General features: G+C 46.3%; 10 protein-coding genes. 2 read left to right on the top strand and 8 right to left on the bottom strand.

The genetic code is table 11. The annotated features are described in order from the left end of the window. Nucleotides 1-37 precede the first annotated feature (37 nt). The 8 genes from NST38_RS05725 to NST38_RS05690 all read right to left on the bottom strand — a co-directional run bounded on the left by NST38_RS05725 (nt 38) and on the right by NST38_RS05690 (nt 8840). Nucleotides 38-1696 carry an ABC transporter substrate-binding protein gene (locus NST38_RS05725; RefSeq protein ID WP_076251245.1) on the bottom strand — a complete coding sequence of 553 codons (1659 nt, stop codon included), beginning with the start codon at nt 1694-1696 and terminating at the stop codon, nt 38-40. 291 nt (nt 1697-1987) lie between these two features. After that, entirely contained in the window at nt 1988-2521 is a 534-nt protein-coding gene (gene nikR, locus NST38_RS05720) for a nickel-responsive transcriptional regulator NikR (RefSeq protein ID WP_076251243.1), read from the bottom strand. A gap of 52 nt (nt 2522-2573) precedes the next feature. After that, nucleotides 2574-3587 carry an alpha/beta hydrolase gene (locus tag NST38_RS05715; protein WP_341343859.1) on the bottom strand — a complete coding sequence of 338 codons (1014 nt, stop codon included), beginning with the start codon at nt 3585-3587 and terminating at the stop codon, nt 2574-2576. A 92-nt stretch (nt 3588-3679) separates the two neighbouring features. Further along, a complete protein-coding gene (locus NST38_RS05710; RefSeq protein ID WP_076251242.1) occupies nt 3680-4783 on the bottom strand; it encodes a hypothetical protein in 1104 nt (367 codons plus the stop codon). Between the two features lie 286 nt (nt 4784-5069). Continuing rightward, nucleotides 5070-7097 (bottom strand): hypothetical protein, encoded by a 2028-nt coding sequence (locus NST38_RS05705; RefSeq protein ID WP_076251240.1) that lies wholly within the window; start codon nt 7095-7097, stop codon nt 5070-5072. After that, nucleotides 7072-7974, bottom strand: a complete 903-nt coding sequence (locus NST38_RS05700) for an ABC transporter ATP-binding protein (RefSeq protein WP_076251238.1) — start codon at nt 7972-7974, stop codon at nt 7072-7074. Before NST38_RS05700 ends, NST38_RS05705 begins: the two co-directional genes overlap by 26 nt. Then, a complete protein-coding gene (locus NST38_RS05695; RefSeq protein ID WP_036606399.1) occupies nt 7967-8356 on the bottom strand; it encodes a GntR family transcriptional regulator in 390 nt (129 codons plus the stop codon). The genes NST38_RS05700 and NST38_RS05695 overlap by 8 nt, the downstream gene beginning before the upstream one ends. Nucleotides 8357-8627: 271 nt before the next feature. Beyond that, entirely contained in the window at nt 8628-8840 is a 213-nt protein-coding gene (locus NST38_RS05690) for a hypothetical protein (protein WP_179087868.1), read from the bottom strand. A 773-nt stretch (nt 8841-9613) separates the two neighbouring features. Here NST38_RS05690 and NST38_RS05685 point away from each other — a divergent pair. Beyond that, on the top strand, nt 9614-10519 hold the full coding sequence (locus NST38_RS05685; RefSeq protein WP_076253345.1) for a futalosine hydrolase: 906 nt from the start codon (nt 9614-9616) through the stop codon (nt 10517-10519). Further along, nucleotides 10516-11358: a 1,4-dihydroxy-6-naphthoate synthase gene (locus tag NST38_RS05680; RefSeq protein ID WP_017690309.1), complete on the top strand. Its 843-nt coding sequence runs from the start codon at nt 10516-10518 to the stop codon at nt 11356-11358. The genes NST38_RS05685 and NST38_RS05680 overlap by 4 nt, the downstream gene beginning before the upstream one ends. Nucleotides 11359-12390 lie beyond the last annotated feature (1032 nt).

Raw genomic sequence — 12390 nt, 5'->3', positions numbered from 1 at the left:
CTCTCCCCAATTCAGGCTAAAGCTACTGTTATGCTTCTTATTTCGCGCTGTTATCCCAGGACCATTCCTCCAGATTGGTTGTCACCGGCCAGCCGTGACCATGAGGATGGATCTGCTGCTCACCAATGTTCAGTCCATTCGTAACCAGATACAGATGATCTATATTTACGAGCCATGCCCATGGCGCATCACCCTGATAACTGAAACCTGTTGTTCCATCCCATTCTGCTTTCTGCCAGAACGGCAATGCCTCTTCCTCACTTGTGGCCTGAAGAGCCTTCTCCATCCATGAATCCACGACAGGATTACTGTACAGTCCTACATTGTAATATCCTTCTCCCTTGTGGGTACTGCTATAGAGGTTATACGTCTCCAGTGGATCATGACTGCCCCACCCAAACAATACTGCGTTGGAGTAAGCCATCTTTTTTGTCTCTTCACGGCTTTTGCCTTCAACATTGATTTTAATTCCCGCCTGGGCAACCATATCCGCAGTAGCTAACGCCAGAGATTGTCTTGTTAAATCACCTGCAAAATAAAGCAGATTGAACTCGGCCTTAACGCCGTTTTTCTCAACGATACCATCACCATCCGCATCCACCCAGCCACCAGATGCCAGAATGCGCTTCGCTTCTTCGAGATTGGCATCCGTAAATACAGCTTCTGCATTGCTCCAAGGCAGATCATCACTGACGGAATACGCTGGACGACCGTACCCTTCCAGTACGCCCTCAACCAAAGCCTCACGATCAATCACAACGTTCACCGCTCGGCGAATCGCCAGATCAGATGTCACATCATTCCCTGCGGGAAGACCCTCGCCCGACTTGGCACCAGCAGGCTGCATGGGGAACATGATGCCCCGGTTATCTACGGTTTTCACGGCCTCTAATGTCATGCCATTCACCTGTTGTTTGCTAAACGCTGCCGGGATAGCAGCGATATCCACTGTACCTGCCTGTGCAGCGGCGTAGGCTGCATCTTCATCCAGATAGAGGAAGGTGAGTTTGTGGAATGCAGACTTGTTACCGTAATATTCTTCATTGGCTTCAACGATAGCCTGTTGTCCTTTGTCCCACTGAACCAGCTTGTATGGTCCCGAACCGACCGGATGTTCCGCATAATCGGCACCATAGGCGTGTTCAGGTACAATGCCAAGTGTCGTCAGCAGACTGATGAATGTCGACTGCGGCGACTTCAGTGTAAATATGACCGTGCTATCATCAGGTGCCTTCACATCAGCCATATTCGTCAAATCAATCACAGACCCACTCTGGGCAGCCGTATCAAACGTAAATTTTACATCTTCAGCCGTAAGTGCCTCCCCATCAGAGAATTTTACATCGTTCCGAAGTGTAACCGTCCAGGTCAGCCCATCTTCACTAACTGAATATGCGGTAGCCAGATCGTTAACCAGTTGTAGCTTGGCATCCCTCTTCAGCAAGGTACTCTGGAAAAGTGGTGACCCATATTGCCCCCATCCGGTTGTTGGATCAAACCCACCTTCCGGCTCCGTGCCAACGGCCAGCACCAATTCGTCTTTGGTTGAGGTTGTTCCTGACTGTCCATTCTCTGCTGATGAAACTGTTGGCTCAGCCCCCTGTGCACAACCCGATAAACCAATGGAACATACAAGCAAGATGCCTAATCCTGTTCTACCTTTTCGTTTTCCCCATCTCCATGAAAATCTGCCCATTCTGGTCGTTCCCCCTCTAAATATGCGCTGCACTCACTTATTTCGTGTTACTTTTTAGAGAAATTGTAGCACAAAATACAAATCATATGTCAACAAAGTTAACTTCGTAATCCATATTTTTTCATATTTCAGAATTAATAAATAAAAAGTTGTATAACCGAGCATTTGTAGCGTTCTATAAAGTCAGGTATTATAACAAACAAAAAAAACAGACAGTTGGCATCTAACCAATAGTCTGTTTTTTAGATTTGTTATATTTTCATAGAAATTACACTCGTATTCGTATTTGTCTTACTCCGTAGAGCGATGATGATGGCTGTGACCATGCTGACCCGCACCTTGATTGTGATCCAGACTTTGATCCGGATTGCCCTCCTGACGACTCTGAGCATGAGCCAGTTTGTTGAGTTCATCTACATAAGTCACGGACAGCTCCGCATACAAAACACCTTTTTGTACCTGGATCTGTTGATGCAAATGACGCAATCGTCCCAGGTTACCCCGTACGGCAATTACCTCCAGGCATTGGTCATGGTTCAGGTGCACGTGCATATTGGAAATGATGTCATGATGCGCCTCGTGCTGCAGCTCCATCAAACGAATGGGAAGATCACTGATATGGTGATCGTAGACCATCACAATGGTGCCTGCCACATCCTGGTCGGATTGTAATACAGAAGGTTGAAGTAATGTTTTGCGAACAAGATCACGGAAAGCCTCCGATCGGTTTTTGTATCCCTGTTCCTCAATATACTGGTCAAACTGCTCAATTAGAGGTGTAGGAAAAGCCACCCCGAACCGGGTCAAATCTTCTTTATCTGCCATACTTCTCCTCCTGCGCCCTCATTTGCTTCGAGTGTACCACAGACTTGTCTGCTCATCGACTATACTGTTGCATGAATCGTACTGCCGAATGTATCGCCTGTTGTCCAGCGTCACTCTCCAGATTAAATTGATAATCATGTCCCAGCTTCTCTGATGAGTTCGAGAAAAACAAGGTTTCCACCTCAACATCAAGGCGCTTCAATACTTGTGCCAGCTCAATCGATTGACTGGTCAACGGGTCATCATTGCCTGAGGTAATAAATGCAGGCGGGTACGCTGCTGTAGCCTGAAGCACGGTCGACATTTCATGCAGACGTGGATAGTCTTCGAATGTTTTGACTCCCGTATATGACCAGAGAAATGTCCGTATGAGTGGAAAGCTTGTATTGGCTACCGTGCTTAGATTGTATGGACCACAGAATAGCAGAACCCCACGCAACTCTTCCGGCTGGGCGGCTGGCGTTATATTCATCAGTTTAGCCAGAGATGGATTGGTCACCACTGCCGCAGTCTGACTTGCAATCTGGGCACCTGCCGAATTGCCTGCGAGAAATATGTTTTCCGGGTCACCCTGATACTCACTGACATGGTTCTTCACGTAAGTCAAAGCCTGATTCGTCTGGATCACGGGAATGGGATATTTCGTATCCGGTGCGAGCGCATAATTCATACTGACCACAACGTAACCCTGTTTGGCTAATTGTACGGCATAATCTGCGATATCCTTTTTGTCACCCAAGACCCATCCACCACCATGAACCCACAACACAACAGGCAAAGGTTCCGATGTTACGGAAGGATAATAGATATCCAGCGTACTGTCATTACGCCCTTCGTCTGCATAGGGTACATCCGCAACACGAGTTATCCCATCCGAGAGCGTAGTGTCCTTGCTATTTGTGTCTGGATTAGCAGTTTCAATTAATGATTGTAATAAAAATACCGTTATTTTGGGTGTCCATTGTGTACCAATCCCAATAAAACCTATGATCAAAATTAGTACAACGCTGGGAATCCAGTAACGTTTACGTTTAAAACCTTTTGCCCCCGTACGTTTCGTTTCCAACTTGGACTGCAATAGCTCCACCTCGTTCCATCATCATCGAAGCGTCTTTACATCTAAAGTTGTGTACGTTGCAGAGAGGACCGGGTTTCCTCTTATTTGGGTCTCTTGGCGATTTCCTGTCTGACTTTCACATATGTAGTGGACACTTTTTGCTCCAGTGTGTAGATATTTTGTTTTGTGCCTGCCCACTTCTCTGCTGCAGACGCCAAGGCGTTCAATGAGCTGAGTACACGTGACGTTTGGCTTTGCTTTGTACTCTGTTTGAACTGTTGTAGAGCGTTGGAATATCGTTCTTTTGCCAGACTCGCCTGTTTTTTAGCCGTTTGAATCTGTTTCTTCGCGGAGTCGGCCCCTGCTAGCATAGCTCGTAAACGTTTTATTTCAGCGCTCTTCCGTTTACGTGCTTCAGCAAGTTCCTTTTTCTTGATCCGGATGGCTTCTCTGGCAAGTTTCACAACGGGTCTCAACGTCTCTGCCTGAGTGCGGATTGCTGCACTCCATTCCTTATTTTTGATGGCTTTGGCTGCATCCAACTGTCTATTCACTGAACTATAGAGGGCGAATAGTGGTTCATATCGGGCTTGGGTTTGCTTTACCTTTTCAGCTAGAGCTGCGACCTTCGCATCATCGATTTGTCTTATTTCTACACGTAATCGCTCCAATTGCGCGGTATTGGCGGCATGAAGTGTCTTTATTTTTTGTTCCCAAGCCTGCTCTTGTGTCTTCCAGTTTCCCACTTTATCGTACGCTTGCTTCAACGTTAACTTGGTTTGTGCGTCGGCTTTGTTCAAAACGGAATCCCATGCTTTTTGCGCTGTTACGCCAAGATCTATGCCAGCAGCCTCTACTGAAGAAGCAAAATACATCGTGCCTGCGCTGAACAGAATCACAAGCCCTATAAGCAGGCGTGATCCGAAAATAAGATGAGTCAACAATGGCAATTGACGACGCCGGACGTTACTTTGTTCCTTCATGTGACTATGGCTACCTGCTACTGGAGAAGGGAATAGTATGTCACTCGTCTCCATTAAAGCTATTTCTTCTGTAGATATATCTTCGATATGCTGTCGCCCCTTCTTCTCTTCTACTAAACCGTGATGTTCTATGAAGTTATGAGAGCTTGATCGTTCCAATAGGGAACAACATACCATGGCCTCCTGTTCATTTATCGTTTCCTTCCATGCTTCTGTTTGCATGCGTCTCTACACCCTTTCTTCTAAAATATTTAGCAGAATAGCCAACGAAATCAACGAACAACAAAAAAGCACCCGCAAGTCAGGCATTTGCCTGCTCTTACGGGTGCTTCCCTCATAAGCCGTTCCATATGAGATTCGATTGAACGAGTCACTCGAACTTTTCCTTTTTCTAATATATTCCATTCACTGTGTCTGGTCAAGTAAATCTGGTTTCACTGGTTGAATAAAACTTTCGATCAACGGGAGAACCCTTCCCGCTTATAGTTAACAACTGATACAGCCCAGCTTATTGATTGACCAAAATAGCTTTCATTTCCTCGGTCAGATCCTCTTCTTTCAGTATCATATAGATGTTCTCGCCACGAGTTACATTCAACTTGATCTGATAAATGGTATCTTTCTCTGTTAGATAACCAGACCGTTGACGTTTGAGCAAATCACTAATGATTTCTTTGTTTTTAGTCGCTATCTGTTTGTTACCACTTAGATTTCCATCGATATATTCTGGCTGCGGAGTAGTCCACTGAAGCGAACCCGGACTGTTAATCTCCTGCTTCGCAAACTGAGCGGAGACAATCTCATCTGCCTGGACAAGCAACTGGTCGTATAACTTGTTCTCCTTCAGCCAAGCCAATACCCGATCATAGCTAGGTTTGATCTCAAAATTCCACATCTCCCTCGGTTGAAATGGATCTTTCGAAGTAGAGTCCTGATTCATCTCCGCGTAAGCAAACGACTGCCACGGGGAGCGCTGTTCTTCATAGGTCTGATCAAAAATGTCCTGTTTCAACAATGCTTTGAACTCACGGACTTGCTCCGGATTGCTAATATAAACCTTCCGGTATGAACTTATGGCAGAACGAATACCGAAACTTAACGCATCTTCATCCAGCTTATACGTTTCAAAGGCGACTCTTTTGTAATCCTGGGACTGTTTCAGAGCCTTTAATTCCTGATGGAATTCGGCTTCTGGAATGTAGTATTTACGTTTCATCACTTTGCCGTTATCCAGCTTGTAGTTAATTAATATAGACTCATCATTACGCATACCTGTATTAATCGGATCATCCAGTAAAGGAAGATCGGAATTCACAATTTTTTGATGAAGAGCGATAACTGCCCCCATGTATTCCGGATCATTAGAATAGAGGTGAGCATCGTCCTTTTTCTGACTGACACCGTTACTGTAGGTATAACTCTCCCCACCAAGCTTGATACTGTTCACCTTGCTCATTTCAGGCACTCGAGCGGCGTATCCATTCCAGTCGGCAATAGGTACGTACAGTATCAGACCAGCGATGATACCATATAGAATCAGCTTGGGTAGCAGCCTGCTGCTCCAGATCAGCCATGTTTTGCGAATAATCATCTCGGCAACGATATAACCTACAATTCCGCCGAGGATATATCCGAAGATTCCCCATCCAGCTGATCCTCTTGGAGCAATCATTGTAAAGTAACCTCCGCCAATCAGAACCAATGTAAACATCAATCCAAAGCGAAATATAGGTTTTATAAGCTTAAACGTAACTGCTTGGGTAGCAGATTCAACCTGTCTCTTCGCATAAAGTACATAGGTTAGAGGAATAAACAGGATTGCAAATATCGCATAGATAATTAACTCCTGACGGATTACAGGGAGGTTACTGATCGAACCCACACGCAGGACAAGTGAGAGTTTCTCCGCATTAAAGCCCACTTCTTCAAAAGCATATCCGAGCAAATAATGCTGGAGATGAAGTGACATAATGAACCATACGACAACAGGTAACAAGACGAGTGCGTACACGGTGAGTCCCTGCAATACAGATTGACCAATACACATGCCCACTGCCACAGTTAGCATGAACATAAACAGCGAGTAGATACTCATGCTCAAGCCCCACATCCAGATTGTACTGCCATCAAACAGAAACGCAGGTTGATCCAGTACCGCCCATACCCAGCCGGTAATCGCAGTTGTAATCCAGATTGGAATCAGGATCATGACAAATCCGGTCAACAGATTCACCGTTAATAGATGTTTACGACGTAACGGCAAACTATGGAACAGATCCGAAGGTGCACCAGATTGAATGTACCGAAAAAGAAAGATTCCAGCCGCTACGGGCAGTGTGATAGCGAACAGAATCTGCACTTCACCATTGGCCTGAAACAAACTTATAATCTGCTGTGGCACATCCCTGTACTCGGTAGCGATATATAACGGAAGTGAGAACAACAATGTGATGAGAAATAAAACGCCTATCCATCCATGCTGTCTGAAATTTTGGATCAGGATGCCCCGGTTACAGAACAATCGGTTGAATATCATATCCTGCGTCCTCCATTTCGTAAATAAAGATTTCTTCGAGCGTCAAAGGCAGTATATCCAGCAGATACGGATCATGTATACGGAATTGATCCGTTACCTGTTGTCGGTTGCCTTTGACAATGTACAGGGATACACTTCCCCGTTTCTCTTCATGTAAAATATCAATCTGCTCATCCATGGCTTTCGCATGGTCCGGGTGGCGGAAAGCAACCTGGATTTTATGCGTATCGGCCTTCAGATCATCGAGATCCTTCTCTACAATAATTCGGCCTTTGTGCATAATCGCCACATGGTCACACAGATCTTCGATCTCACGTAAATTGTGAGACGAGATAACAATAGTTACTTGACGCTCAGCTGCTTCCTGGAACAGCAAGTTTTTGATCTGCTGGCGCATGACCGGGTCAAGGCCGTCAATCGGCTCATCCATCAGTAGCACTTCAGGCATACAGCTAAGTCCCAGCCATACGGCTGCCTGACGGCGCATGCCTTTGGACATACGATGTAACTTGCGTTTTACATCCAGTTTGAACACGGTAGCCAGTTGCTTGAACCGTTCCTCATTCCAGCGCGGATATACCGAACGATAAAATGCAGCCATCTGAGTTATTGAAGATTGCGGGAAAAAGTACGGCGAATCGGCCATAAAAATTGTACGGCCTTTGAGATCCATATTTTCATAAATCTCATTATCTTCGATACGAACAGTCCCGCTGTCCTGACGGTAAATGCCAGCCATCATTTTGAGCAGCGATGTCTTGCCTGCCCCGTTGGAACCGAGCAAACCATAGATCGACCCCTTATGTATGTGCATCGTTACGCCATCCACTGCCTTTTCCTGTTCAAATGCTTTGACGACTTGATTCAGCTCAATCATGAGGCTCCTCCTTCTCTATACGGGCCATCGCTTCCTCAAACAAAAGCGTCATATCCGCTTTGGTCAAACCGGAATACGAAGCTTCTGCAATCAACTTCACCAGAGACTCTCTGATCTCATCTCTCATGGCTTCATTCGGATGTTCCACTGACGATGATACGAAGCTCCCTTTTCCCTGCAAAGAATAAATGTAACCTTCACGTTCAAGCTCACGATACGCTTTCTGAATCGTATTTGGATTCACGGTCAGCTGCGTGGATAACGCACGAACGGAAGGAAGCTGCTCGTCGGGCTTTAGAATACCGTATACGATCATTTCTTTGACTTTGTCCACTAGTTGCTCGTAGATCGCCTTACGGCTGCGTACATCTAATTCGAACATCCCGCACCTCCTTTCTGTAAATGTGTGAATAACCTATGGGTTTAAATGACTGTATCTGAGGTGTATGTGTAGTTATCTGGCTGTAAAAAGGCATTACCTAAGCTGTACAGCTGTACGTATTCAACTCTTAGGTGTATTAACTGTACTACTATTATTAATACAGTTAAATCGAATTGTCAACCGTTGACTTTGACTTCTTGTTTTATTGGGAGTACGTTAATAAAGATAGGTTATATGGTTTAAATGACATATATAATTTGGGAAAGCAGGTTCATTCCGGCTTAGGACGCGGCACGATCAGGGTGGCGTTCACATGAGGTGAGGCAAAACGGTTATCTGAAGCGATGTGGCTAGATGTGGCTACTCGAAGTGATACGGCTACCCGCAACCTTTGCTTGATTGCTTTTGACAGAATTACATGCAAAGGTTGTTCAGGTCTTTCCCCTTCCGTTATGATGGAGATGAAATATTGTTCAATAATCACTATATCTTTGTTACTTTTTGTGCGCGTTTAACCTGATTGATTGTTAGGTCTGTTATGCGTTAGTTGGGTTGGGTTGGGTTGGGTTGGGTTGGGTTGGGTTGGGTTGGGTTGGGTTGGGTTGTCTCGCGTTATAGATCTATTGTCTGCACAAACGGTAGGCCATACAGTAGGCAGCTAAATTAGAGTTAGCGAGACTTTGTATTTGCTTTAAATTCGGGTTTGCACAAATAAGCTACTATGCAGTGGTCGAGTGTAGAGTGGGCCCGTTATTCATTTGGCTTGTTGGTCTAAATATCCGAAGGTCTATATATCATTCGCGTTGAATGGGTCGGGCAGACTCCAGCCTTTTCAATCGTTTATCTGTTCGTTTGGAGGGCCAACTCGTGCTGTCCGCACTGAGCATACATATTGTAGATATGTCTTTCAAAGGGTGGACACGGAGATGAGAAAGCACTTCGGAATTGATATTCTACATATAGATCATTTTTAATTTTATATCTGAAAACATCTATATGTAGTGTTTCATATTTCTGGATGGATATAGTATCTTTTTAAAAAAAGTGTCCACTCTTTGAAAGACAAAATGAAGATAAATGTCCTTTTGTAGTGGACAAATATATGCCCGAATTCCATTTATATAAGCTGAACTATACATTTACACGAAAATATAGAAGTAAGTAGTAACCCTAAGAAGTGTAACTAGAAGCTTGCTGTAAGAAAGATACTATGGAGGCATATGTTACACTTCTAATACCTCATAAGGAGAATCCGAGATGAATGAACATAGACAGGATAAAGATCAGAATATTAAAGCGAACGCCTCATTCGAGACTAGTGACCAACAGGGAGAATTAAGCGGGGCAACAACGACTTCAGATACTAGTCCGGTACAAGCAAATTCATCACAACGTGTGTTAATTGTAACCGCGGTTGATGCGGAAAAAGATGCGGTCCTCCGTGGTTTGGGAGACACGGCCGCGGAACGATTTGACGTCATCGCTGCGGGCGTTGGCCCAGCCTCGGCCGCAGCAGGAACAGCCGCTACATTGGCATATGCCGTAGCGGCTGCAAGCACTAGGGCGTTGGCGCAGGGTTCCACTGCGCCAAGCCCATCGGATGTGGCACAGACATCTGCCACATCCGATGGGCCGGGGCCCCTTGCCGGGACCGGTAGATCACCAGCCTACATGCTGGTGATCAGTGCCGGCATCGGCGGTGGGTTCCCCGGCCGGGCAGACGTCGGCTCCCTCGTGGTAGCCGACGCCATGGTTGCTGCCGATCTGGGCTCGCAGACGCCAGACGGCTTCCTTAGTGTGGACGAGCTCGGATTCGGCTCGTCCATTGTGGCGGCGGACACGGAGTTTGCCGCTCGCCTGCGCCATGAGCTGCAGCGGGCCGGGCTCGCTGTCAGCGGAGGCACTGCGGTCACCGTGTCCACGGCGACCGGAACAGCGGAGACGGCTGCGGAGCTATTGCGCCGCGTGCCGGATGCCGCCGCCGAAGGCATGGAAGGCTTCGGCGTGGCAACAGCTGCCCAGCAGTTCGGCGTGCCAGCACTCGAACTGCGGGCCATATCCAACGCGGTCGGTCCACGCGACCGCGACGCTTGGCGCATCAAGGATGCCCTCGATGCGCTTCAGGCTGCAAGTTCCATTTTACGGGAGGTTATTACATCATGAAAATTGCATTTTCCCCTTGTCCAAACGATACATTTATCTTTCACGCGTGGGTGCACGGGTTGATCCCAGGCGCACCTAAGCTGGATGTCCGTTATGCTGATATTGATATTACCAATGGTCTGGCGGCAAATCCAGATGGCCCCGACACACCTGAAGTGATGAAAATATCTTATGCAGCACTGCCATACGTGTTATCTGACTATGCTCTGCTTCCTGCTGGAGGCGCACTCGGCAGAGGATGTGGTCCGTTGGTTCTGACCGCAAATGGCACGACCGATCCAGCCTATCTGTCTGGACGACGGGTTGCTGTGCCAAGTGAACGCTCGACAGCATATCTATTATTCCGTTTGTGGGCAGCGCAAAATGTTCCTGGCGGTGTAGGCGAGATTGTGGTCATGCCATTCGACCAGATCATGCCTGCTGTTCGAGACGGCAAAATCGATGCCGGACTTGTTATCCATGAAGCACGCTTCACGTACCAGAACTATGATCTCAAACTAATGACAGATCTCGGGAACTGGTGGGAAAGCGACACAGGCCTTCCGATCCCGCTTGGAGCGATCATCGCACGTCGCAACATGGATGCTCATGCCCTCGCCGGATGGGCACGCGCCTCGGTTGAATATGCATGGGCGCACCCGGATGAGTCGAGAGCATACGTTATGGAACATGCCCAAGAAATGGACCCTGACGTAGCTGCACAGCATATCGGCCTGTATGTTAATGAATTCAGCGCCAATCTGGGCGATGATGGTTACGGTGCAATCACTGCACTGCTTGGCCGTGCCATGAAAGAAGGACTCGTTCCCGAGTTCGACCTTGATCTGTTGCGAATCTAACTTTGATTTAATTTGAGTTAGTTTCTCTTCGCTCTATATCTAAAGAACACAGCACATCTTATTTAGCCGAATAACGTGGTATGAGAATTCTAAAGAATCTCAGACACCGTATTCGGCTAGAATTCGTTCATATCGTCGACATACTCGCTTAATTTCGCACAATAACACTTCTACGATTCGTTAAAAATTGATATGTGCGGATTTTCGGCGAATAGCGTGTGCTCGGTTCGTTAGAGTCCGTTCCAAGACGCTCTGAGGAGCAAGCTTCGTTGAAGCCTATTCGGGGATTCGAAATTTAAGTGGTTTGTAAAAGTAGACTTAGGGTGCTACAAATTCGCAGTTTTTTTCTCTTACGAACCCAGTGCACCTTATTTAGCCAAATATCATGCTACGAAAATTCTAACGAATCCCAGACACTCTATTCAGTTAGCAATCGGTCATATCACCAACAAATTCGCTTCATTCCACCCAATAACGATCCTACGATTCGTTAGAAATTGGTATGTGCAGATTTTCCTGGAATAGCGTGTGCTCGGTTCGTTTGAGTCCGTTCCAAGGTGTTCTGAGGAGTAAGCTTCGTAGAAGTCTATTCGGGGTTTTCGTGGATACAAACCACTTAGCTAGCCAGGGTGATGCTGGTGTCCTTGCGTCTTGTTTCTTAAGAGCTTAGTTACTTAGGGGTAGTAAAGGTCGTATTCAGGAGGGCACGAATCGGAGTCCGTCTTTTAAACTCCCCTGTACCTATTTAGCTGATTCCCTACTTTCCAGCAAAAGTTATATAAGCCTTACCGGGTTTCGGGTTTGCGGTTTGCGGTTTGCGGTTTGCGGTTTTAGAGTCTAATTTTTAACTAGGCAAAAAACTTTCATCAAGATTCTTTGCTGCAAACTAGTGACCTCACTAACCATGTTGGACTACACTACCCATGACACATGACACACGAAATAGAAAGAGCTGTCCCCTAACGTCAGACTTATGACGATGGGACAGCTCTTTTTTTCACTTTATATTCAACTTCATATTTATACTCATAT

Origin of the sequence: Paenibacillus sp. FSL H8-0104 (assembly GCF_038050215.1) — a bacterium.
Taxonomy (GTDB): domain Bacteria; phylum Bacillota; class Bacilli; order Paenibacillales; family Paenibacillaceae; genus Paenibacillus; species Paenibacillus amylolyticus.
The sequence above is the reverse complement of the archived record's forward strand: the minus strand, read 5'-3'. Positions and strand labels throughout refer to the sequence as shown.